General features: G+C 72.1%; 20 protein-coding genes. 15 read left to right on the forward strand and 5 right to left on the reverse strand.

Features of this window, described 5'->3' with window-relative positions:
- Positions 1–41 precede the first annotated feature (41 nt).
- The 7 genes from IG86_RS0133300 (at position 42) to IG86_RS0133330 (ending at position 9,169) form a co-directional block, all read left to right on the forward strand.
- Positions 42–1,343: a sensor histidine kinase gene (locus IG86_RS0133300; RefSeq protein ID WP_045936823.1), complete on the forward strand. Its 1,302-nt coding sequence runs from the start codon at positions 42–44 to the stop codon at positions 1,341–1,343.
- Between the two features lie 318 nt (positions 1,344–1,661).
- On the forward strand, positions 1,662–2,321 hold the full coding sequence (locus IG86_RS0133305) for a response regulator transcription factor (RefSeq protein ID WP_030026962.1): 660 nt from the start codon (positions 1,662–1,664) through the stop codon (positions 2,319–2,321).
- Positions 2,322–2,472: 151 nt separating this feature from the next.
- Positions 2,473–4,416, forward strand: coding sequence for a 2-oxoacid:acceptor oxidoreductase subunit alpha (locus IG86_RS0133310; RefSeq protein ID WP_030653503.1), 1,944 nt, complete (start codon positions 2,473–2,475; stop codon positions 4,414–4,416).
- On the forward strand, positions 4,409–5,488 hold the full coding sequence (locus IG86_RS0133315) for a 2-oxoacid:ferredoxin oxidoreductase subunit beta (protein WP_030831664.1): 1,080 nt from the start codon (positions 4,409–4,411) through the stop codon (positions 5,486–5,488). The genes IG86_RS0133310 and IG86_RS0133315 overlap by 8 nt, the downstream gene beginning before the upstream one ends.
- Positions 5,489–5,646: 158 nt before the next feature.
- Positions 5,647–6,501 carry an SDR family oxidoreductase gene (locus IG86_RS0133320; protein ID WP_030901994.1) on the forward strand — a complete coding sequence of 285 codons (855 nt, stop codon included), beginning with the start codon at positions 5,647–5,649 and terminating at the stop codon, positions 6,499–6,501.
- A gap of 180 nt (positions 6,502–6,681) precedes the next feature.
- On the forward strand, positions 6,682–7,626 hold the full coding sequence (rarD, locus tag IG86_RS0133325; RefSeq protein ID WP_030902000.1) for an EamA family transporter RarD: 945 nt from the start codon (positions 6,682–6,684) through the stop codon (positions 7,624–7,626).
- Between the two features lie 226 nt (positions 7,627–7,852).
- Complete coding sequence (locus tag IG86_RS0133330; RefSeq protein WP_030831657.1) at positions 7,853–9,169, forward strand: M28 family metallopeptidase; 1,317 nt, start codon at positions 7,853–7,855, stop codon at positions 9,167–9,169.
- 70 nt (positions 9,170–9,239) lie between these two features.
- Here IG86_RS0133330 and IG86_RS0133335 read toward each other — a convergent pair whose 3' ends face one another.
- The 4 genes from IG86_RS0133335 to IG86_RS0133350 form a co-directional block, all read right to left on the reverse strand.
- Positions 9,240–9,659, reverse strand: a complete 420-nt coding sequence (locus tag IG86_RS0133335; protein WP_030831654.1) for a hypothetical protein — start codon at positions 9,657–9,659, stop codon at positions 9,240–9,242.
- Entirely contained in the window at positions 9,656–9,859 is a 204-nt protein-coding gene (locus IG86_RS0133340) for a ribbon-helix-helix domain-containing protein (RefSeq protein ID WP_225884906.1), read from the reverse strand. Before IG86_RS0133340 ends, IG86_RS0133335 begins: the two co-directional genes overlap by 4 nt.
- A gap of 104 nt (positions 9,860–9,963) precedes the next feature.
- On the reverse strand, positions 9,964–11,175 hold the full coding sequence (locus IG86_RS0133345) for a LolA family protein (RefSeq protein WP_030831651.1): 1,212 nt from the start codon (positions 11,173–11,175) through the stop codon (positions 9,964–9,966).
- Positions 11,176–11,412: 237 nt separating this feature from the next.
- The gene (locus tag IG86_RS0133350) at positions 11,413–12,423 is read right to left on the reverse strand and encodes a polyprenyl synthetase family protein (protein ID WP_030831648.1); all 1,011 of its coding nucleotides are present in this window, start codon (positions 12,421–12,423) and stop codon (positions 11,413–11,415) included.
- 211 nt (positions 12,424–12,634) lie between these two features.
- On the opposite strand from IG86_RS0133350, the gene IG86_RS0133355 reads away from it, so the two are divergent.
- Entirely contained in the window at positions 12,635–14,131 is a 1,497-nt protein-coding gene (locus tag IG86_RS0133355) for a peptide MFS transporter (RefSeq protein ID WP_030902005.1), read from the forward strand.
- A 32-nt stretch (positions 14,132–14,163) separates the two neighbouring features.
- Positions 14,164–16,170 carry a CocE/NonD family hydrolase gene (locus IG86_RS0133360; RefSeq protein WP_030831642.1) on the forward strand — a complete coding sequence of 669 codons (2,007 nt, stop codon included), beginning with the start codon at positions 14,164–14,166 and terminating at the stop codon, positions 16,168–16,170.
- Positions 16,171–16,251: 81 nt separating this feature from the next.
- On the opposite strand, the gene IG86_RS0133365 is transcribed toward IG86_RS0133360, so the two are convergent.
- Positions 16,252–17,070, reverse strand: coding sequence for an HAD family hydrolase (locus IG86_RS0133365; protein ID WP_030831640.1), 819 nt, complete (start codon positions 17,068–17,070; stop codon positions 16,252–16,254).
- A 141-nt stretch (positions 17,071–17,211) separates the two neighbouring features.
- On the opposite strand from IG86_RS0133365, the gene fahA reads away from it, so the two are divergent.
- From fahA to IG86_RS0133395, 6 genes are all read left to right on the forward strand, one after another.
- A complete protein-coding gene (gene fahA, locus IG86_RS0133370; RefSeq protein ID WP_030831637.1) occupies positions 17,212–18,435 on the forward strand; it encodes a fumarylacetoacetase in 1,224 nt (407 codons plus the stop codon).
- A 140-nt stretch (positions 18,436–18,575) separates the two neighbouring features.
- On the forward strand, positions 18,576–19,331 hold the full coding sequence (locus tag IG86_RS0133375; RefSeq protein ID WP_030831633.1) for a GntR family transcriptional regulator: 756 nt from the start codon (positions 18,576–18,578) through the stop codon (positions 19,329–19,331).
- A gap of 32 nt (positions 19,332–19,363) precedes the next feature.
- Positions 19,364–19,591: a 4Fe-4S dicluster domain-containing protein gene (locus tag IG86_RS0133380; RefSeq protein WP_030831630.1), complete on the forward strand. Its 228-nt coding sequence runs from the start codon at positions 19,364–19,366 to the stop codon at positions 19,589–19,591.
- Positions 19,592–19,605: 14 nt separating this feature from the next.
- Complete coding sequence (locus IG86_RS0133385) at positions 19,606–20,952, forward strand: ABC transporter substrate-binding protein (protein WP_030831627.1); 1,347 nt, start codon at positions 19,606–19,608, stop codon at positions 20,950–20,952.
- Positions 20,949–21,908 (forward strand): ABC transporter permease, encoded by a 960-nt coding sequence (locus tag IG86_RS0133390; protein ID WP_078906121.1) that lies wholly within the window; start codon positions 20,949–20,951, stop codon positions 21,906–21,908. Before IG86_RS0133385 ends, IG86_RS0133390 begins: the two co-directional genes overlap by 4 nt.
- Positions 21,905–22,669 (forward strand): ABC transporter ATP-binding protein, encoded by a 765-nt coding sequence (locus IG86_RS0133395; protein WP_030831621.1) that lies wholly within the window; start codon positions 21,905–21,907, stop codon positions 22,667–22,669. The genes IG86_RS0133390 and IG86_RS0133395 overlap by 4 nt, the downstream gene beginning before the upstream one ends.

Raw genomic sequence — 22,669 nt, forward strand, 5'->3', positions numbered from 1 at the left:
GGGTGGGGGTACAGGCGAGGAGCGGAAGGGCGGGTCGGGAGATGGACGACGGCAAGGGCGGGCGTGGCGGTGCCGGGGCGGTGCTGTGGGCCCCGGTGGCGGGGCGGACCTGGCGGGAGTTCGCGTACCTGTTGGTCGGGCTGCCGCTGAGCACGCTGTACTTCTCGCTCGCCATCACGGGCGTGAGCCTCGGCGCCGGGCTGCTCGTCACCTTCCTCGGCGTGCCGGTCCTGGCGGGCGTCCTCGCGATGTGCCGTGGGTTCGGGCGGCTGGAGCGGGCCCGGGTGCGCGCGCTGCTGGGGGCGGACATCGCCGAGCCCGCGCCGATCCGGGCGAAGAAGAGCGGGCCGCTGGCCGCCATGGGCGCGGTGCTCAAGAGCGGGAGCGCCTGGCGGCACCTGCTGTACTCGGTGATCCATTTCCCGTGGGCGGTGTTCGGTTTCTGCCTGGCACTGACGTTCTGGGCGGCCGGCTGGGCGTACCTGCTGTACCCGCTGTGGTTCTGGGTCTTCCCGACCTACACCGACCAGCCCGGGCTCCAGCTCTTCCAGAACGACGACTACTCCTTCTACCTCGACTCCCCCGCCGAGATCGCCCTCACGAGCCTGGTGGGGCTGGCCTTCACCCTCGCCACCCCGTGGGTGATCCGGGCGCTGACCACCGTCGAGCGGGTCATGGTCGGCGGGCTGCTCGGGGCGTCCCGGCTGGACAGCAGGGTCACCGAGCTGGAGTCCGACCGGGGGGTCGTCGTGGACACCGCCGCCGCCGACCTGCGGCGCATCGAACGGGATCTGCACGACGGGGCACAGGCCCGGCTGGTCTCGCTGGCCATGGACCTGGGGATGGCCCGGGAGAAGCTGGCCGGGGACCCGCAGGCGGCCGCCCGCCTGGTGGACGAGGCGCACGGCGAGGTGAAGGTGGCCCTCCAGGAGCTGCGGGACCTGGCCCGCGGGATCCACCCCGCGGTGCTGACCGACCGCGGACTGGACGCGGCGCTGTCGGCGGTGGCCTCGCGGTGCGCCGTGCCGGTACGGGTGGCCGTGGATCTCCCGGCCCGGCCGGCCGCTGCGATCGAGGGGATCGCCTACTTCGCGGTCTCTGAGCTGCTGCAGAACATCAGCAAGCACGCCGGGGCCCGGTCCGCCTCGGTGGACGTGTGGAAGTCCGGGGCGCGGCTGCTGCTGCAGGTCGCCGACGACGGCCGGGGCGGTGCGGCCGTGTCCGGCGGGAGCGGGCTGGCCGGCCTGGCCGAGCGGCTGGACGCCGTGGACGGCGTGCTGGTCGTCGACTCCCCCGAGGGCGCAGGGACGACGGTGACCGCCGAGCTGCCGTGGCGGGCGTAGGCCCGCGGCGGCCCGGGTCGCCGGGACCCCCGTCCGGGTGGGCGGGGGTCCCGTCGTTGCGTCCGGTGCGGCGCCGCTTGCCCGGGGCGCCGCTCCCGGGGACTCCGGGCCGAGGGTGTCGGCGGGGCCGGAATCGCCGGCGCCGGCCGCGGAAAATCCGGACTCTGGGCTTCCATCCGCTCGGCATGTGAAAACTCCCCCCGTACGCCCACGTGTTGTCCCGGCTCTGCCTTCACCGGGACTTAAGGCTGGGATGCTTGGCTGGTCGGGCAGTACGGGAACGAGTGACGCGGGAGCTGCTGAGTCGTGGAAGACAGGGTGCGGGTGGTCATCGCCGAGGATTCAGTGCTGCTGCGCGAGGGCCTGACCCGGTTGCTGACCGACCGGGGGCATGACGTCGTGGCGGGCGTCGGGGACGCGGAAGCCCTGATCAAGACGGTGGCGGAGCTGGCCGCGGAGGATGCGCTGCCGGACGTGGTGGTGGCGGACGTGCGGATGCCGCCGACGCACACCGACGAGGGCGTCCGGGCGGCCGTGCGGCTGCGGCGCGATCACCCCGGGATAGGCGTGCTCGTGCTGTCGCAGTACGTGGAGGAGCAGTACGCCACCGAGCTGCTGGCCGGTTCCAGTACCGGCGTGGGGTATCTGCTGAAGGACCGGGTGGCCGAGGTGCGGGAGTTCCTGGACGCGGTGGTCCGGGTGGCCCGGGGCGGTACCGCCCTGGACCCCGAGGTCGTCGCCCAGCTGCTCGGGCGCAGCCGGAAGCAGGACGTGCTGGCGGGTCTGACGCCGCGCGAGCGCGAGGTGCTCGGGCTGATGGCCGAGGGCCGTACGAACTCCGCCGTGGCCAAGCAGCTGGTCGTGAGCGACGGAGCGGTGGAGAAGCACGTCAGCAACATCTTCATGAAACTGGGCCTCTCGCCGAGTGACGGGGATCACCGGCGGGTTCTGGCCGTTCTCACCTACCTGAAGTCTTGATCGACTGACACTCTGTCAGATACGGCATACCGGTCGGGCCGTCTCAAGGGGCGGTCCTACGGTCCAGAATGTGGTCGCTCCTGGGGACCTGATCCCTACCGTCGTAGGGTGGGTTATGGGGGTGCTCACGCCTCGAAGGAGGTCCAGTTCAGTGACCAGCCAGGTCAGCAGCCCAGCCGAGCAGGCCGATGGGGCCGGGGGTGCGGTTGTCGGTGGACAGCGCACTCCGGGCAGTCCGGACGGCAAGGAAGTACGGCGTCTCGATCGGGTGATCATCCGGTTCGCGGGTGACTCCGGTGACGGTATGCAGCTCACCGGTGACCGGTTCACCTCGGAGACGGCGTCGTTCGGGAACGACCTGTCGACGCTGCCGAACTTCCCGGCCGAGATCCGCGCCCCCGCCGGCACCCTGCCGGGCGTTTCCTCCTTCCAGCTCCACTTCGCCGACCACGACATCCTGACCCCCGGCGACGCGCCGAACGTGCTGGTGGCGATGAACCCGGCCGCCCTGAAGGCGAACATCGCCGACGTGCCGCGCGGCGCGGAGATCATCGTCAACACGGACGAGTTCACCAAGCGCCCCATGGCCAAGGTCGGGTACGAGACCTCGCCGCTGGAGGACGGCTCGCTGGCCGCCTACAACCTGCACCCGGTGCCGCTGACCACGCTGACGGTGGAGGCGCTGAAGGACTTCGGACTCTCCCGCAAGGAGGCCGAGCGCAGCAAGAACATGTTCGCGCTGGGCCTGCTGTCGTGGATGTACCACCGGCCCACCGAGGCCACGGAGAGCTTCCTGCGGCAGAAGTTCGCGAAGAAGCCCGAGATCGCCGAGGCGAACATCGTTGCCTTCCGGGCCGGTTGGAACTTCGGGGAGACGACGGAGGACTTCGCGGTCTCCTACGAGGTGGCGCCCGCGACCAAGGCCTTCCCCACCGGCACCTACCGCAACATCTCCGGGAACCTGGCCCTCTCCTACGGCCTCATCGCCGCGAGCCAGCAGGCCGATCTGCCCCTCTACCTGGGCTCCTACCCCATCACCCCGGCTTCGGACATCCTGCACGAGCTGTCGAAGCACAAGAACTTCGGCGTGCGGACCTTCCAGGCCGAGGACGAGATCGCCGGCATCGGGGCGGCGCTCGGCGCGGCCTTCGGCGGGGCGCTCGGGGTCACCACCACCTCCGGGCCCGGCGTGGCGCTCAAGTCGGAGACGATCGGTCTCGCGGTGTCGCTGGAACTCCCGCTGCTGATCGTGGACATCCAGCGCGGCGGCCCCTCCACCGGCCTGCCGACGAAGACCGAGCAGGCGGACCTCCTCCAGGCCATGTACGGCCGCAACGGCGAGGCGCCCGTCCCGATCGTGGCGCCGCGGACGCCGGCGGACTGCTTCGACGCCGCCCTCGACGCGGCCCGGATCGCGCTGACCTACCGGACGCCGGTCTTCCTGCTCTCCGACGGCTACCTCGCCAACGGCTCCGAGCCGTGGCGGATCCCGGAGGTCGCGGACCTGCCGGACCTGAAGGTCAAGTTCGCCGCCGCCACGAACCACACGCTCGCCGACGGCACCGAGGTCTTCTGGCCCTACAAGCGGGATCCGGAAACCCTGGCCCGGCCCTGGGCGGTCCCGGGCACGCCCGGCCTGGAACACCGCATCGGCGGCATCGAGAAGCAGGACGGCACGGGCAACATCTCCTACGACCCGGCCAACCACGACTTCATGGTCCGCACCCGCCAGGCCAAGATCGACGGCATCGAGGTGCCCGAACTCGACGTCGACGACCCGGACGGCGCCACCACCCTGGTCCTCGGCTGGGGTTCCACCTACGGTCCCATCACCGCCGCGGTCCGCCGGGTCCGGGGCGCCGGACTCCCCGTCGCGCAGGCCCACCTGCGCCACCTCAACCCCTTCCCCAGGAATCTCGGCGAGGTCCTGGAGCGTTACGAGAAGGTAGTGGTGCCGGAGATGAACCTCGGGCAGCTCGCCACCCTGATCCGGGCGAAATACCTGGTCGACGCCCAGTCGTACAACCAGGTCAACGGAATGCCGTTCAAGGCCGAGCAGCTCGCCAAGGTTCTCAAGGAGGCCATCGATGACTGAGGTGACGGAGGCGACCGACGGGGCGCGGACCCTGCTCTCGCTGGTACCGAAGGCCGAGAGCAAGCAGTCGATGAAGGACTTCAAGTCGGACCAGGAGGTCCGCTGGTGCCCGGGTTGCGGCGACTACGCCGTGCTCGCCGCGGTCCAGGGCTTCATGCCCGAGCTGGGGCTGGCGAAGGAGAACATCGTCTTCGTCTCCGGCATCGGATGCTCCTCCCGCTTCCCGTACTACATGAACACCTACGGGATGCACTCGATCCACGGCCGGGCCCCCGCCATCGCGACGGGCCTCGCGACCTCCCGCCGCGACCTGTCGGTGTGGGTGGTCACGGGTGACGGCGACGCGCTCTCCATCGGCGGCAACCACCTCATCCACGCCCTGCGCCGCAACGTCAACCTGAAGATCCTGCTCTTCAACAACCGGATCTACGGGCTGACCAAGGGCCAGTACTCCCCCACCTCCGAGGTCGGCAAGATCACGAAGTCGACGCCGATGGGCTCGCTCGACGCGCCCTTCAACCCGGTGTCACTGGCGATCGGCGCCGAGGCCTCCTTCGTCGCCCGCACCGTCGACTCCGACCGCAAGCACCTCACCGAGGTGCTGCGCCAGGCGGCGGACCACCAGGGCACGGCGCTCGTCGAGATCTACCAGAACTGCAACATCTTCAACGACGGCGCCTTCGAGGTCCTCAAGGACAAGGACCAGGCGCGCGAGGCGGTGATCAGGCTGGAGCAGGGCCGGCCGATCCGGTTCGGCGCCGACGACGAGAAGGGCGTCGTGCGCAATCAGGCCACCGGTGACCTGGAGGTCGTCGACGTGACCCCCGCCAACGAAGACCAGGTGCTGGTCCACGACGCGCGGACCGCCAGCCCCACCACGGCGTTCGCGCTCTCCCGCCTCGCCGACCCGGACACCCTGCACCGGACCCCGATCGGGGTCTTCCGCAGCGTCGAACGGCCCGTCTACGACACGCTCATGGCCGACCAGCTCGACGCGGCCATCGACCGCAGCGGCAAGGGCGACCTCGGCGCACTGCTGAACGGCAACGACACCTGGACCGTCGTCGGCTGACCCGCCCCCGCGACACGGCAGCCGGAAGCCCGGACCCCCTGGGGGCCCGGGCTTCGGCATGCGTGGCCCGACGTCTCCACCACCCCCCTCCACGCAGCGCTTTCTAAAAGTTAGCGCTTCCCGTAGGCTGGCACTGTCGCCCAACGAGGAGAACAGTCATGAGCATCGTCGTCACCGCCGCCACCGGGGCCCTCGGCCGTCTCGTCGTCGAGGAACTGCTGGAGCGGGTTCCCGCCGACAGCGTCGCCGTCGTCGTCCGCAACGAGGAGAAGGCCGCCGACCTGGCCGCCCGCGGGATCGAGGTGCGCGTCGCCGACTACGACGACCCGGCGGCCCTGGCCCGCGCCTTCGAGCCCGGTGACCGGGTGCTGCTGATCTCCGGCAACGAGATCGGGCGGCGCGTCGCCCAGCACACCGCCGTGATCGACGCCGCCAGGGCGGCGGGCGTGGCACAGCTGGCCTACACCGGCGTCCTCGGCGGCCCCGAGGCCGACTTCGAGCTGGCCGCCGAGCACACCGCCACCGAGCGGGCCGTCCTCGGCTCCGGGCTCCCGTACACCTTCCTGCGCAATGGCTGGTACCACGAGAACTACACCCGCGAGCTGCCCGCCGTCCTCGGGCACGGAGCGGTCGTGGGCAGTTCGGGCGAGGGCCGGGTCGCCTCTGCGGCACGCGCCGACTACGCGGCCGCCGCAGCCGTGGTGCTCACCGGCGAGGGGCACCTGAACCGGATCTACGAGCTCTCCGGCGACACCGCGTGGAGCCTGGGGGAGTACGCGGCCGAGGTGTCGGCGCTCAGCGGCAAGGAGATCGCCCACGCCGAGGTCCCGGCGGACGAGCACCTGCGGATCCTGACGGGCGCCGGGGTGCCCGAGGACTTCGCGGCGATCATCGTCGACGTGGACGCGGCGATCGCGCGCGGCCGGCTGGCGGGCACCAGCGGGGACCTGGCCCGGCTGATCGGGCGCCCGACGACCCCCGTCACCGAGGCGATCGGCGCCGCGCTGGCCTGATCCGGGCGGGTGCCCGGCGACTCCCGGCGACTCAAGGCGGCCTCCCGAGCGGCCCTCCGCATCCGCAGGGGCACCCGAGCCCCGAAAGATGTCATGAGTATCTCGCAATTACGGGCATGACATCTGGGCCGTGCGGCGATACCGTCGTGAAGTTGGCTGGAAGTCGCACAGGAGGCCCCCGTGAAGGCAGAGAACGAGCAGCGCGCGGGTTTGCTCTACGGATTCGGCGCTTACGGGATGTGGGGGCTGGTGCCCCTCTTCTGGCCGCTCCTGATGCCCGCCGGGGCCGTCGAGATCCTCGCCCACCGCATGACCTGGTCCCTGGCCGTGGTCGGGCTGGCACTGCTCGCGGTGCGCCGCTGGGGCTGGATACGGGAGCTGATGCGCCAGCCGCGCAAGCTCGGCCTGACCGCGCTGGCCGCGTCGGTGATCAGCGTGAACTGGGGCCTGTACATCTGGTCGGTCAACAACGGCCACGTCGTCGAGTCGAGCCTCGGCTACTTCATCAACCCGCTGGTCAGCATCGCCATGGGCGTGCTGGTGCTGGGCGAGCGGCTGCGCCGCGCGCAGTGGGTGGCCGTCGGCATCAGCTTCGTCGCCGTGCTCGTGCTCGCCATCGGCTACGGGCGGCCGCCGTGGATCTCGCTGGTCCTGGCGTGCTCCTTCGCCACGTACGGGCTGATCAAGAAGAAGCTCAACATGGGCGGGCTGGAGTCGCTGGCCGCCGAGACGGCCATGCTGTTCCTCCCGGCCCTGGGTTACCTGCTGTGGCTGGGCGCGCAGGGCCGGTCCACCTTCGCCTCGCAGGGCGTCGGCCACGCGCTGCTGCTGGCCGCGACCGGCCTGGTCACGGCGGTCCCCCTGGTGTTCTTCGGGGCCGCCGCCATCCGGGTCCCGCTGTCCACCCTGGGGCTGCTGCAGTACATGGCCCCGGTGTTCCAGTTCGGGCTCGGCGTCCTGTACTTCCACGAGGCCATGCCGCCCGAGCGCTGGGCCGGCTTCTCCCTGGTGTGGGCCGCGCTGGCCCTCCTGACCTGGGACGCACTGCGGACGGCGCGGCGCTCCCGCGCCCGGCTGGAGGCGGTCCCCGTGGTCGTCCCGGCCCCGGCCCGCGAACCCGCGTAGGACCGCCCGGCAGGGCGCACACCGGCAAACGCCACCGGCCCCACGATCCCCGGTACGGAACCCCCGTACCGGGGATCGTCCGTTTTCCGAACTGCCCTGACCGAATTGTGGTCTTGACGGACAGTCATACTCTCGCTGACCATCAGGCTCGCACTGACGCACTAACGCTCACCAGCTCTATCTCGCTCGTTCCGTCATATCCCCAGCGGAATCCCGGAGCCCCCACATGAGCCTGTCCGTCTCCCGGCGCCTCGCTGCCGTGACCGCCCTCGCGGTCGCCGGCCTGTTCGCCTCCGCCGCACCCGCCGCCCTCGCCGCCCCCACGGCGGTCGCCGCGGCGCCGACCCCGCCCGACATACCGCTGGCCAACGTCAAGGCCCACCTGTCGCAGCTCTCGACCATCGCCGCCAACAACGGCGGCAACCGCGCCCACGGCCGGGCCGGCTACAAGGCCTCGGTCGACTACGTGAAGGCCAAGCTCGACGCCGCGGGCTTCACCACGACGCTGCAGACCTTCACCTCCAGCGGCGCCACCGGCTACAACCTGATCGCCGACTGGCCGGGCGGCGACCCGAACTCGGTCCTGATGGCCGGTTCGCACCTGGACTCGGTGACCTCGGGTGCGGGCATCAACGACAACGGCTCCGGCAGCGCGGCCGTCCTGGAAACGGCCCTCGCCGTCTCCCGGGCCGGCCTGCAGCCCACCAAGCACCTGCGCTTCGGCTGGTGGGGCGCGGAGGAGCTGGGCCTGATCGGCTCGAAGTACTACGTCAACAACCTGCCGGCGGCCGAGAAGGCGAAGATCTCCGGCTACCTGAACTTCGACATGATCGGCTCGCCGAACCCGGGCTACTTCGTCTACGACGACGACCCGACGATCGAGCAGACCTTCAAGAACTACTACGCCGGCCTCGGCATCCCGACCGAGATCGAGACCGAGGGCGACGGCCGCTCCGACCACGCCCCCTTCAAGAGCGCGGGCATCCCCGTCGGCGGCCTGTTCTCCGGCGCCGACTACACCAAGACGGCCGCGCAGGCGCAGAAGTGGGGCGGCACCTCCGGCCAGTCCTTCGACCGCTGCTACCACTCCTCCTGCGACAACACCGCGAACATCAACGACACCGCCCTGGACCGCAACGCGGACGCCGTCGCCTACGCGATCTGGAACCTGGGCGCGGCCACCCCGGTCCCGCCGGGCCCGTCCTTCGAGAACACGACGGACGTGACCATCCCGGACTCCCCCGCCGCGGCGGTCACCTCGCCGATCACGGTCTCGGGCGTCACGGGCAACGCGCCGGCCACCACCAAGGTGGACGTGAACATCGTCCACACCTACCGCGGTGACCTGGTGGTCGACCTGCTCGCCCCGGACGGCACGGTCTACAACCTGCACAACCGCTCCGGCGGCAGCGCCGACAACCTCGTGCAGTCCTACACCGTCAACGCCTCCAGCGAGGTCGCGAACGGCGTCTGGAAGCTGCGGGTCAAGGACTCGGCCGCGCAGGACGTCGGCTACATCAACAGCTGGAAGATCACCTTCTAGCCGCCGCGGGGCCCCGGCCCCCGGCCTTTCCCCAGGGCTCCGGCGCGGTCCTCCCGGATCGTGCCGGAGCTCAGGCGTCCTCGGTGCCGACGGCCCGGGACGAGGCCTCCAGCGGCTCCCTGATCCGGGCCCGCAGCTCCTCGGCCACGGCCGCGATGTCCGCGCGGCCCAGCTTCGCCGCCTCGACCAGGTCGCCGAGCTCCTCCGGCGAGGGCAGCTTCGCGGCCCCGGCCACGCGCAGGTACGAGCGGGTCGCCGCGGCCGCGTAGAACTCGTTCATCGGTGATTCCAGCGCCGGGCAGACCGCGAGGGTGTGCAAAAACGCGGCGGCCCGCCACGCGGTGTCCGGGGCGGGCTGTTCGGGCACCAGGACCAGGTCGTTCTGGTGCCGGGCGACCGCGGCGGCCACCCCGGAGGGATCCCACACCGCGGGATCTGACGGGAGATGGTGGGCCAGAGCGGTCCAGGCCCACTCCATGGTGATCTTCAATTGCCGAACCGCTCCTGGAAGTAGCCCCAGTGATCGGCGAACTCCTCTATGCCGGAGAGGAAGTTCTTCCGGTCCTCGTCGAGTTCGCGCTCCGTGACCTCTGTGATCAGAGCGGTGACCGTCGTCCCCAGTGCCGCCGCGCGCGCCTTGAGGCGCTCGTGGAACTCTTCGTCCAGGCGGATGGTGACGTGTCTCGACATGCCCAACACCGTACAGCGGACGCGCTGTACGGGCAGCGGTAACGACGCAAGGGTGGGCAGGGACACAGTCCCCGCCCACCCTCGGCGCTCACCGCACGCGGCGGCTACTTGTTGGCGTCGGCCGCCTTCACCAGCGAGTCCTTGGTGACCGCACCGGCGTAGACCTTGCCGTCGTCGGTGACCAGGACGTTGAACAGGCGGGTCGACAGGACCCGGCCCTCACCGAACGTGCCGTTGACCTTGTCCCCGAGGGAGTCGAGGAACTGCTTGGCCTCCTTGGGCGCGTTCTTGTCGTTCTCCAGGTCCTTGAGGCTCTTGCCCGCGCCGGAGTCGATGCGCGCGATGGTCGCCCAGCCCTCGCCGAGCACCTTCACGTCGCCCTTGCCGCCCGGACCGCCGGCCAGGCCTTCCAGGCCGGGGAAGGACTCCAGCGCCTTGAACGCGCCGTCCTTGTCGCCCTTGCCGTGCCCGTCCGCGCCCTCGGTCACCTTGGCGCCCTTGGGCGGGGTGAAGGTGAAGGTGTCGGCGGCCGGCTTGGCGAAGTCCACCTTGGTGAAGCCCGCGTCCACGATCGGCTTGCCGCCCTGCGCCGAGAGCAGCTGCACGCGCAGCGGCACGCCGTTCTTGGCGTCCACCGCGATCTGCACCGATCCGACCGTCGAACCGGCCTGCTTGGGCTTGAGCACCAGCTGGTAGGCGTCCCGGCCGGCCACCTGCGCGGTCTCGCCCACGCTGACGTCCGTGGTGGGACCGGCGGCCGCGAGGATCTCCTCGGCGAGCTTCTGGGGGGAGGCGGTCAGCCGGTCACCGGTCTTGTGCTCCTTGCCCGCGCCCTTGCCGGCCTTGTCCGACGGGGACGCCTTCTCGTGGAAGACCTCGTTCGACTTGGAGTCGTAGCCCCACACGTCGTCGCCGTTGTGGATGAGGCTGTACTCGTCCTTGCCGTCCAGGAAGGTGAGCCGCTGGCGGTCCTCGCCGTCGGCCGCCACGCGGAAGGTGTGGGTGCCGTTCGCCAGCTGCGCGACCTTGTCCTCCGGGTTCGCCGAGCCGCCCGCGACGCCACCGCCGCCGAGCAGGCCGGAGGCGATCTTCGGCAGGCCCAGGTCGGTGCTGATCTTCGCCGTCCCCGACAGCTGCTCCACGTCCGAGGCGGCGACCTTCTCGATCAGCTGCTGCGCCGTCACCTTGGGCAGGTCGGGCCCGCCGGCGTTGGCGAAGGCCGGGACCATCGCCACGGTCGCCGCGGCGACACCCGCCACCGCTACCGGTACGGCGTACCGGGCGGCCTTGCGAGAAGTCTTCGTGTTCGCTGCCATGTCAGTGCCCTGCCCTCTGTGTCGACTGCGGCGATCCGCGTGTCGCCGCGCTCACCCGATCTGGTGGGGTTGATGACTCCATCTGACCAAAACGGCGGCGTCGGGGCGTCAGTCCCCGGAAGCAACTGGGCGTACGACCGTGGGATGACACGGAACGGGCCCTCCTCCCCCGACCCGTAGGGGTCGGTGGGCAAAGGGCCCGTCCGGAGTCGTCGGGCGGCCGCCCGCCCGCGGGAATCAGCCGGCGCGGTGCACCACCGCGTCGCACAGCTCCTCCAGAGCCGCCTTCGCGAAGCACTCGGGCAGCGGTGCGAGCGTGGCGCGCGCGTCCTCCGCGTAGCGGATGGTGTCGCGGCGGGCCTGCTCCAGGGCGGGGTGCGCCCGCAGCCGGGTGAGCACCTCGGCGTGGCGGGCGTCGTCCGTCAGGTCGCCGTCCAGCAGCGCCACGAGCTCCAGGTCCTCCGGGCGCCCGTCCCGCGCTGCCATCTCGCGCAGCCGCAGCACGGGCAGCGTCGGGATGCCCTCGCGCAGGTCGGTGCCGGGGGTCTTGCCGGACTCGTGCGCGTCGGAGGCGATGTCGAGGACGTCGTCGGCGAGCTGGAAGGCGGTGCCGAGCCGCTCCCCGTACTGGGTCAGGATGTCGACGACCGACTCGTCGGCGCCGGACATGAGCGCGCCGAAGCGGCCGGAGACCGCGATCAGCGAACCGGTCTTGCCGGCGATGACGTCGAGGTAGTGGGCGACGGGGTCGCGGCCGTCGCGCGGACCGGCCGTCTCCAGGATCTGGCCCGTCACGAGCCGCTCGAAGGCCTCGGCCTGGATGCGGACGGCCTCGGGCCCGAGGTCGGCCAGGATGTGCGACGCACGGGCGAAGAGGAAGTCACCCGTCAGGACGGCCACCGAGTTGCCCCAGCGGGCGTTGGCGCTCTCCACGCCGCGACGCACGTCGGCCTCGTCCATGACGTCGTCGTGGTAGAGCGTCGCCAGGTGGGTGAGCTCCACGACCACGGCGGACGGGACGATCCCGGGCGCGTACGGGTCACCGAACCGGGACGCGAGCATCACCAGCAGCGGCCGGAACCGCTTGCCTCCGGCCCGGACCAGGTGCTGTGCGGCCTCGGTGATGAAGGGGACTTCGCTCTTGGTGGCTTCCAGCAGACCCGCCTCGACGGCGGCCAGTCCGGCCTGGACATCGGTCTCAAGAGCCTGGTCCCGCACGCTCAGTCCGAACGGCCCGACGACGGTCACGAGGGGTACTCCTGTCTGCTGACGATCACGCTGACGATCACATGGATTGTCGATGTGTCGCTGCCATCACTCAAGCCAGCGTATCGGGTCTGTTTTCGATCACCGAGAGGGCCTTCCCGGCCACCCTCCCCACACTGCCCGATGAGCACCGGTATGTTCGGGAGGAGCCGAAACAACCGGAGAGTACGTTTTGCCCAGAACTACGACCGAGATGGACGAGCCCTCGGATCCGGCGGCCCAGCAGCCGCCGCCCCAGGACGACCACGCCTTCCTCGGCCACCCGCGGGGCCTCGCCACCCTCTCGGGGCTGGAGGTCTGGGAGCGCTTCTCCTTCCTCGGCATGCAGGCCATCCTCGTCCTCTACTTCGCGGACACGACGGCGGACGGCGGCCTGGGCATGGCCCCGGGCACCGCGGCCTCCGTCGCGGCGGCCTACGGGACCATGGTCTACCTCGTCTCCGTCGCCGGCGGATGGCTCGCCGACCGGATCCTGGGCTCCTACCGGGCCGTGCTCGGGGGCGGCATCCTCATCGCCTGCGGCCACTACGCCATGGCCGTGCCCGCCACCGCCACGACCTGGACCGGTCTCGGCCTGATCAGCGCCGGCACCGGCCTGCTCAAGCCGAACGTCGCCACCATGGTCGGCAAGCTGTACCGCACGGACGACGACCGGCGCGACGCGGGCTTCGCCCTCTACTACATGGCCATCAACATCGGCGCCTTCGCCGGACCGCTGGTCACCGGCTGGCTCGGCGAGCACAAGGGCTGGCACTGGGGCTTCTCCGCCGCCGCGATCGGCATGACCGCCGGCCTGGTCCAGTACGTACTGGGCCGCCGTCACCTGGCCGGGCGGGGGCACCGCGCCGCGTACGCCCTCGCGCCCGACGCGATGCGCCGCGCCGTGTGGCGGATCACCGGCGGGTGCCTCGCCGCCGCCGCGCTCGCCACCCTTCTGGCGGTCGCCGGGTGGCTGACGATGGACCGCTTCGTCGACCTGCTCACCCTCGTCTCGGTCGTCGCCCCGGCCGTCTACTTCGCGGTGATGTTCCGCAGCCCCCGGGTGACGCCCGAGGAGCGCGGACGTCTTCGCCCGTACGTGGTGCTCTTCCTGGCCTCGGTGGCCTTCAACTTCATCCTCTTCCAGGCCTACTCGACGATGATGCTGCTGGCCTCCACCAACGCCGAGACCACGATCCTGGGCTTCGACTTCCCCGCGAGCTGGTACGCCTCGGCGCTCGGCGCCTTCGAGGTCGCGCTGGCCCCGGTCGTCGCCGCGCTCTGGGCCAGGATGGGCCACCGCCAGCCGCACGCCTCCAACAAGATCGCCATCGGGGTGGTCCTGGGCGGCCTGTCCTTCCTGCTGATGGTGATCCCGACGTCGGGCCACGACGGGGACGCGTACAAGATGGCCGCCTGGTGGATCGTCGGCTCCTACCTGCTGCTCGGCCTCGGCGACGTCCTCCTGGAGACCTCCGGCATGTCGGCCACCTCCAAACTCGCGCCGAGAGCCTTCGGCAGCCAGACGATGGCGCTGTGGTTCCTCTCCCTCGCCCTGGCCAACGGCATCCAGGCCCAGGTGGTCAAGGTCTACGGCCACGTGTCGAACCCCGTGTACTTCGGCGTCAACGGCGCCGTCGCCGTGGCGGCGGGCCTGACCGTGATCGCACTGGCGCCGTGGCTGCGGCGCACGATGCACCCCGTCCACTGAGGCTGCGGCCGAGGCGATTGGTGGCAGAACCGATGATCATCCGCACCGACTTCCCGTACCGCACCACCCACGAGGATGTCCGGATCCCGCTCCCCGACGGAGTGGAGCTGTACGCCAGGATCTGGCGCCCCGTGACCGACGAGCCCGTCCCGGCCCTGCTGGAGTACCTCCCGTACCGGCTCACCGACTGGACCGCGCCGCGCGACTGGCAGCGCCACCCCTGGTACGCGGGCCACGGCTACGCCTCCGTACGCGTCGACGTGCGCGGGCACGGGTGCAGCGGAGGCCTGCCCGGCGACGAGTACGACGCCCGCGAGCTCGCCGACGGGGTCGCGGTGGTGGAGTGGCTGGCGACGCAGGAGTGGTGCACGGGGGCAGTGGGGATGTTCGGCATCTCGTGGGGCGGGTTCAACTCCCTGCAGATCGCCGCCCTCGCCCCCGAACCCCTCAAGGCGGTCGTCACCGTCTGCTCGACGGACGACCGCTACGACAACGACGTGCACTACATGGGCGGCTCGGTGCTCGCCGTGGACATGCACGCGTGGGCGGCGACCATGCTGGCCTTCGCCTCCCGGCCGCCGGACCCCCTGTACGCCGGGGACGGCTGGCGCGCGCAGTGGCTGGACCGGCTGGAGGCGGTGGAACCGCTGATCCACACCTGGCTCTCGCACCAGACCCGCGACGCCTACTGGCGCCACGGCAGCGTCTGCGAGGACTACGGGGCGATCGGCGCGGCCGTGCTCGCGGTCGGCGGCTGGCACGACCCGTACCGGGACACCGTGCTGCGGCTGGTCGAGAACCTGCCGTCCGCGCGCGTACGGGGCCTGATCGGCCCCTGGTCGCACCAGTACCCGGACCGCGGGCTGCCGCCGGGACCCGCGATCGGCTTCCTCCAGGAGACCCTGCGCTGGTGGGACCACTGGCTGAAGGGGGCCGACAACGGGGTGATGGACGAGCCGCCGCTCCGTGCCTGGATCAGCGACGCGCACCCGCCGGCGACCGTGTACGAGGAGCTGCCGGGGCGCTGGGTCGGCGAGAAGGCCTGGCCCTCGCCGACCGTGATCCCCGTCCCGTACGTGTTCCAGGGCGCGCCGGTGGCCGTCGCCTCCCCGCAGCACACCGGGCTGGACGCGGGCCGCTTCTTCCCCTTCGGCAACGACGCCGACCTGCCGCCGGACCAGCGGGAGGAGGACGCGAAGTCGGCCTGCTTCGAGTTCCCGGTGGGCGGCGGGGAGCCGGTGGAGATCCTGGGACGGCCGTCGGTGACCCTGCGGCTGCGGCTCGACGTGCCGTACGGGCAGGTCGTGGCCCGGCTGTGCGACGTGGCCCCGGACGGCTCCTCGACGCTGGTCACGCGCGGCGCGCTGAACCTCTCCGCCCGCCGGGGCCGGGACCGGGCCGTGCCGTGGCCGGTGGGCTCGTACGAGGACGTCACCTTCGAGCTGAACGCCATCGGCCACGCCTTCCCGCCGGGGCACCGGATCCGCCTCGCGGTGTCCTCCGCGTACTGGCCGTGGATCTGGCCGCGGGCCGGGTCCGAGGCCGGCTGGACGCTGGACCCGTCGGGCAGCTCGGTGACCCTGCCGGTGCGGGCGGCCTCCCCGGCCGGGGAGGGCGGGATCGTCTTCGAGCCGCCGGAGCAGGCGCCCCCGCTGGGCGTCTCGTTCCCGGCCACCCTGGACGAACCGCGTCCGGAGCGGCTGGTCGTACGGGACGTCGCGCGCGGGACCTGGCGGCTGGAGGTGGACCCGCGCTACGGGGGCACCCGGGTCTACCCGGACGGCCTGGAGTACGCGGAGGAGGCGAGCGAGGTGTACGAGATCCAGGACGGGGACCCGCTGTCGGCCCGGACCCGCTCGCAGTGGCGGATCCGGCTCCACCGGCCGGACTCGGGCTGGGAAGCACGGGTGGAGACCAGCTCGGAGATCCGTTGCGACGAGGGCGGCTTCCTGACGTCGAACGAGGTGGTGTGCCGGGAGGGCGACGAGGTGGTCTTCCACCGCACGTGGGAACGCCGGCTCCCGCGTGCGGCGGGCTGAGCGCCCCGGACCGCCCGGACGCCCGGACCGCCCCGGCGGGCGGTCCGGGGGCTCGGCCCCGGGACTCCGCCCCGTCGGCGGTCAGCCGAACAACCGCTCCAGCACCACCGCGACGCCGTCCGCCTCGTTCGACAGCGTCAGCTCGTCGGCCACCGCCACCAGCTCGGGGTGGGAATTGGCCATGGCCACCCCGTGCGCGGCCCACGCGAACATCGGCACGTCGTTCGGCATGTCCCCGAAGGCGATCGTCCCGGCCGGGGACGCCCCCAGGACGTCCGCCGCCCGAGCGAGCCCACTGGCCTTGTCGATGCCCGGCGGCTGGAGTTCCACCGTGTGCTCCCCCGCCATCGTGACGTTCACCAGGTCCCCGACCACCGACCGCGCCACCCGCGTCAGCTCGTCGTCGTCCAGCTCCGGATGCTGGAGCAGCACCTTGTTGATCGGCGCCGACCACAGGCCCGACCGCCGGGCCACCCGCACCGTCGGCAGGTGCGGGTGCCACATCCGGTAGCCGGGGCCCATCAGCATCTCCGCGTCCAGGCCCTCCTGGTTGACCGCCGCGTAGACCTCGCCGACCTCCGCCTCGATCTTGCCGAGGGCCACCTCCGCCAGCTCCCGGTCCATGGACACGGAGTGCAGCAGCCGGCCGCGCGCCGCGTCGTACACCTGCGCGCCCTGCGCGCACACCGCGAGCCCCGTGTAGCCGAGTCCGTCGAAAACGTGTCGGACCTGTGGGACGGGGCGGCCGGTGACGATGATGTGCCGGGCGCCGACCGCCCGGGCGGCGTCGAGAGCCGCATGGGACCGGGCTGAAACGGTGTCCCCGGCACGCAGCAGAGTCCCGTCCAGGTCAGTGGCGATCAAGGCATAGGGGAGGGCCGGAAGCGGCGCGGAAGTCACGGCGCCAAGGATACGGACCCCTTTGGACAAGTCCTACAAATAGAGCGCGAATCCGGCCTCCCACGCGCCCCCCTAGCCACGTAACGTGTCAACCAGCCCCCGGGACACCCCCGGACCGCGTCGAAAGCGAGGCAGTACCCCATGCCCCAGCAGAGCCCCCTCGATGTTCCCGAGGGCGACCCGTTCGGGCCGCACAACCTCCCCTACGGCGTCTTCTCGACCGCCGGCGAGGAGCGCCGGCGGATCGGTGTGCGCATCGGCGGGCACGTGCTCGACGCGGGAGCGGCCGCGGTGGCGCTCGGCTCCCCGTACGCCGGGCTGCTCGGCCACTCCTGCCTCAACCCGCTGCTGGCCGCCGGGCGCACCGCCTGGCGCGACGTGCGGCGCGCGCTGACCGCCTGGGTGACCGACCCCGGCCACCGCCCCACGGTCGAGCCGCACCTGCTGCCGCTGGACGAGGTCACGCTCCACCTGCCGTACGAGGTCGCCGACTACGTCGACTTCTACGCCAGCGAGCACCACGCCACCAACGTCGGGAGGATGTTCCGCCCGGACGGCGACGCGCTGACGCCCAACTGGAAGCACCTGCCGATCGGTTACCACGGCCGCTCCGGCACCGTCGTGGTCTCCGGGACCGACGTCGTACGGCCCTCCGGGCAGCGCAAGGCGCCCACCGACCCGGCGCCCGTCTTCGGCCCGTCCGTCAAGCTCGACATCGAGGCCGAGGTCGGCTTCGTCGTCGGCGCCCCGTCCGAGCTGGGCCGCCCGGTGCCGCTGGGCGCGTTCGAGGACCACGTCTTCGGACTCTTCCTGCTCAACGACTGGTCGGCGCGGGACATCCAGGCCTGGGAGTACGTGCCGCTGGGCCCCTTCCTCGGCAAGTCCTTCGCCACCTCCGTCTCCGCCTGGGTGACCCCGCTGGAGGCCCTGGACGCCGCACGCGTGGCCCCGCCCGCCCGGGACTTCCCGCTCCTGCCCTACCTGGACGACGCGGCCGTCGACCGCCCCGGCGGCTTCGACCTGCACATCACCGTCTCCATCAACGGGCAGGAGGTGGCGCAGCCGCCGTTCGCGACGATGTACTGGACCGCCGCCCAGCAGCTCGCGCACATGACCGTCAACGGCGCCTCCCTGCGCACCGGCGACGTCTTCGGTTCGGGCACCGTCAGCGGTCCCGAGGTCGGCCAGCGCGGCTCGCTGCTGGAGCTGACGTGGAACGGCCGCGACGCCATCGAGCTCGCCGACGGCAAGCGCACCTTCCTGGAGGACGGGGACACCGTCACCCTCACCGCCTGGGCCCCCGGCCCGGACGGCACGCGCGTCGGCCTCGGTGAGGTCGTCGGCCGCATCGTGGGCACCGCGTAGTCCACCCCTTGGTCGGCGGGGTGGCGGATCTTTCCACCACCCCGCCGGAACCGCAGGTCACAGGGGGTACGCAGGATCCCCCCGGTGGCGCAATACTGCCGCAACACCACCGTCCGCGGGCCGTCGGTATGTTCCGTGCCATGCCAGCCGAACGCAGCCTCGACCACGCCGCGCGGCGGCGGAGACTGCGCGCGGACCAGGCGCGGCAGCTCGCCGACCTGCTGCGCCACCAGATCCTCTCGGGCGCCTTCCCCACCGGGGTCCTCCCGCTGGAGAACGCCCTCGCCGCCGACTACCGGGCCAGCCGCAACACCGTCCGCCAGGCCCTCGACCTGCTGCGCGGCGAACGGCTCGTGGAACGGCAGCCCGGCGTCGGCACCGTCGTCGTCTGCGAGAAGTACCCGCACGGCCTCGACCGTCTGCAGGGCCTCGCCGAGACCCTGCACGAGCACGGCACCGTCACCAACGAGGTCCGCACCGCCGGCCCGGTGCCGGCGCCCGCACCGGTCGCCCACCGCCTGGGCCTGCCCGAGCACACGGACGTGCTCTACATCGAACGGCTGCGGCGCCTGAACGGGCTGCCGCTCTCCCTCGACCTCACCTACATCCCCCTGGACATCGGCTCCGCGCTGCTCGGCTGCGACCTGGAGAACACCGACGTCTTCCGGCTGCTGGAGCAGCAGACCGGGCAGCCACTCGGCCACGCCGAGATCACCCTCGAAGCCGTCAACGCCGACGCGCACTCCGCCGCCGTGCTCCAGGCCCCGCGCGGGGCCGCCGTCCTGATGCTGGAGCGGCTCACCCACCTGGCCGACGGCCGGCCCGTGGACCTGGAGTTCATCCGCTTCCGCGGCGACCGGATCACCATGAGCGGCCTGCTGCGCCGCTCGCTCTGAACCTCTGCGTACCCACCTTCCTGGAGACAGCCATGCCTCTGGTCCCCCAGCGCGGCGACGTGCCCGTGACCATCGACGAGTCCCTGTGCATCGACGGCTGCACCCTGTGCGTCGACATGTGTCCGCTCGACTCGCTCGCGATCCGCGAGGACGACGGCAAGGCCTACATGCACGTGGACGAGTGCTGGTACTGCGGCCCCTGCGCCGCCCGCTGCCCCACCGGCGCGGTCACCGTCAACATGCCCTACCTGCTCCGGTGAAAGGTCCCACACCCATGCGTACGAAGGCAGTCGCGCCGCTCGCGCTCGCCCTGCTGCTGGCTCCCCTGGCCACGGCCTGCTCGGGCTCCGCCGGAGCCGCCGGCCCCAAGACGGTCACCGTGACCGTCGGCTACCAGTCCAAGACCATCAACACCGTCACCGCCGGCACCCTGCTGCGCTCCCTCGGCCACTTCGAGCAGGAGCTCGCGGCGCGCGGCAAGGAGGACGGCGTCACGTACAAGGTGGACTGGCAGGACTACGCCACCGGCGCCCCGATCACCGCGCAGATGACCGCGGGGAAGATCGACATCGGGTCGATGGGTGATTTCCCGCTCCTCATCAACGCCGCCCGCGGCAAGGAGCTGAAGCAGCCCACCCGGCTCGTCTCCGTGACCGGCTACAACCTGCGCGGCGGCCTCAACACCGTGGTCACCGCCCCCGGTTCGAAGCTGGAGTCGCTGGCCGACCTGCGCGGGAAGAAGGTGTCGACCAGCGTCGGCTCCGCCGCCGACGGGACGCTCCAACGGGCCCTGCGGCGCGCCGGGATCGATCCGTCCAACGGCATCGAGAAGCTCAACCAGCAGCCCAGCGTGGGCGCTTCGGCGCTCCAGGCGGGCAGCGTGGACGCCCTCTCGCAGTTCGTGGCGTGGCCGGGGCAGCTGGCCTACGAGGGCCGGGCGAAGGCCCTGTACGACGGCGCCGAGCTGAACCTGCCGACCTTCCACGGGGTCACGGTCCGCGAGAAGTTCGCCGAGGAACGGCCCGGTGTGCTGGAAGCCTTCCTGCGGGCGCAGCGCAAGGCCACCGACCACCTGCGCACGGAACCCGTGGCGGCGGCCGAGTCGGTGGCGAAGGAGACGGGGCTGCCCGCGGAGGTGGTGTACCTCTACAACGGGGCGAACGGCATCGCGACCTTCGACCCGGCGCTGCGCCCGGAGCTGATCGACGCGCTGAAGCAGGACGTTCCGGTGCTGAAGGACGCGGGGCTGGTCCCCGGCGTCGACGTGGACGCCTTCGTGGACCCGGAGCCCCTGAAGCGGGCTGCGGAGGGCACGCAGCCGTACCCGGTGGCGGCGGCCGCCCGCTCCGAGCTGTGGCTGAAGGGCCAGGCCCGTACGCAGAGCTTCGACTCGCCGCGCGAGCTGCTGAAGGCGGCCCGGGGCGCGGACGTCAGGGCGGCGTACGTGCCGGACGCGGTGACCGGGACCCTGTGGTTCGCGGACAAGGCAGTGTGGGTGGCCGAGGGGCCGGAGCTGCGGGCCTTCGTCACCCCGGCGGGCGCGAAGGCGTACGTCGACGCGCACCAGGGGTCGGGGGCGCGGATCGTGGGCTTCGCCGAGGCCGGGGCCCTGGCGTCATGACGGCCGGCCGGTGGGCGCTGCGGGCGGCTTCGCTGGGCGCGGCCCTGCTGCTGTGGCAGGGGCTGACCGCGCTGGACGTGAACCTGTGGCTGCGCTTCGAGCAGTTCCCGACCGTGGGCGAGGTGGCCTCGACCTTCGGGCAGCGGGCGCGGGAGGCGGCGTACTGGCAGGACCTGGGTTCCAGCCTGCGCCGGATCGTGTCGGGCTTCGCGCTCGCCGCGGCCTCGGGGGTCGCGGTGGGCACGGCGGTGGCGCGGTCCCGGATCGCGGAGGACCTGCTGGGCCCGCTGCTGGAGGTGCTGCGGCCGGTTCCCGCCATCGCGCTGGTCCCGGTGGCGATCCTGCTGTTCCCCTCCAACGAGCAGGGGATCGTCTTCATCACCTTCACCGCCGCCTTCTTCCCCGTCGTGGTCTCGACGCGGCACGCGGTGCGGGCGCTGAGCCCGGTGTGGGAGGAGGCGGTCCTGACGATGGGCGGCGGCCGGGGGCGGGTGCTGTTCTCGGTGGTCCTGCCCGGTGCCCTGCCCGGCGTCTTCGGCGGCCTGTCGGTCGGCATCGGCGTCTCGTGGATCTGTGTGATCTCGGCGGAGATGATCTCCGGCGAGTACGGGGTCGGCTACCGGACCTGGCAGGACTACACGGTGGTCGACTACCCCGGCGTCTTCGTCGGCATGGTCACCATCGGCGCGCTGGGCTGGCTGACGTCCACGGCCGTGGAGCGGGCGGGCCGCCGTCTGACGCGGTGGCTGCCCTCGCGCGACTCCTCCGGCCCCGTGCCGTCCTCCGCCGCCCGGGGCCGGGCGGGCCTGCTCTCGTGGCGCCCGTCCCGCGAGCCGGCCGCGGCCGCCGTGCCTGCCCTTCGCGCCGCATCGGCCGGTGCGGGCCCGGCCGGTACGGCCGGCCCGCGTTCCGGAGCGGAGACCTTCGCCGAGCAGACCCGAGAGGTGACCCCATGAGCCTGACCCAGGCAGACGCCCGGACCGGTCCCGGCGCCGCGTCGCACGCGGGCCCGCCCGGGGCGCGGCTCGCGCTGCGCGGCGTACGGCTCGGGCACCGCGGGAACACGGTCCTCGACGGGGTCGACCTGACGGTCGAGCCCGGGGAGGTGCTCGCCGTCGTGGGACCGTCCGGCTGCGGCAAGTCCACGCTGCTGCGCACCCTCGCGGGGCTGCTGGCGCCGCTCGACGGCGTGGTGGAACAGGACGGCGTGCCGGTCCGCGGCCCGGACGCCGACCGGGCGCTGGTCTTCCAGGACGACGCCCTGCTCCCCTGGCGCACGGTCCGGGCCAACGTCGAACTCCCCCTCGCCATCCGCGGGAACGCCCGGGCCGAACGGCGCCGTACCGCCGGGCAGTGGCTGGAGCGCGTGGGTCTGGCCGGGCACGCCCGCAAACTGCCGCACCAGCTCTCGGGCGGGCAGCGCCAGCGCGTCCAGCTGGCCCGGGCGCTCGCCGCGCGCCCCCGGGCGGTCCTCATGGACGAGCCCTTCGGGGCGTTGGACGCCCAGACCCGCGCCGAGATGCAGGACCTCCTCGTGGACGTCCTCGCGGGCACCGGCGCGACCGTCGTCTTCGTCACGCACGACGTGGACGAGGCGCTCTTCCTCGGTGACCGGGTCGCCCTGCTCGGCACCGGCGCGGTGGTGCCGGTACCGGCCCCGCGGGACCGGGGCGCCACGCACGCCGGACTCCGCCGGCAGATCATCAACTCACTCTGA

Source organism: Streptomyces virginiae (assembly GCF_000720455.1).
In the GTDB taxonomy this organism is placed as follows: Bacteria; Actinomycetota; Actinomycetes; order Streptomycetales; family Streptomycetaceae; genus Streptomyces; species Streptomyces virginiae.

Coding starts and splice junctions, on each gene's coding strand:
- IG86_RS0133300 (WP_045936823.1), top strand. CDS start 42: ATGGACGACGGCAAGGGCGGGCGTGGCGGTGCCGGGGCGGTGCTGTGG.
- IG86_RS0133315 (WP_030831664.1), top strand. CDS start 4,409: ATGACTGAGGTGACGGAGGCGACCGACGGGGCGCGGACCCTGCTCTCG.
- IG86_RS0133320 (WP_030901994.1), top strand. CDS start 5,647: ATGAGCATCGTCGTCACCGCCGCCACCGGGGCCCTCGGCCGTCTCGTC.
- IG86_RS0133330 (WP_030831657.1), top strand. CDS start 7,853: ATGAGCCTGTCCGTCTCCCGGCGCCTCGCTGCCGTGACCGCCCTCGCG.
- IG86_RS0133340 (WP_225884906.1), bottom strand. CDS start 9,859: ATGTCGAGACACGTCACCATCCGCCTGGACGAAGAGTTCCACGAGCGC.
- IG86_RS0133345 (WP_030831651.1), bottom strand. CDS start 11,175: ATGGCAGCGAACACGAAGACTTCTCGCAAGGCCGCCCGGTACGCCGTA.
- IG86_RS0133355 (WP_030902005.1), top strand. CDS start 12,635: ATGGACGAGCCCTCGGATCCGGCGGCCCAGCAGCCGCCGCCCCAGGAC.
- IG86_RS0133360 (WP_030831642.1), top strand. CDS start 14,164: ATGATCATCCGCACCGACTTCCCGTACCGCACCACCCACGAGGATGTC.
- fahA (WP_030831637.1), top strand. CDS start 17,212: ATGCCCCAGCAGAGCCCCCTCGATGTTCCCGAGGGCGACCCGTTCGGG.
- IG86_RS0133375 (WP_030831633.1), top strand. CDS start 18,576: ATGCCAGCCGAACGCAGCCTCGACCACGCCGCGCGGCGGCGGAGACTG.
- IG86_RS0133380 (WP_030831630.1), top strand. CDS start 19,364: ATGCCTCTGGTCCCCCAGCGCGGCGACGTGCCCGTGACCATCGACGAG.
- IG86_RS0133385 (WP_030831627.1), top strand. CDS start 19,606: ATGCGTACGAAGGCAGTCGCGCCGCTCGCGCTCGCCCTGCTGCTGGCT.
- IG86_RS0133390 (WP_078906121.1), top strand. CDS start 20,949: ATGACGGCCGGCCGGTGGGCGCTGCGGGCGGCTTCGCTGGGCGCGGCC.
- IG86_RS0133395 (WP_030831621.1), top strand. CDS start 21,905: ATGAGCCTGACCCAGGCAGACGCCCGGACCGGTCCCGGCGCCGCGTCG.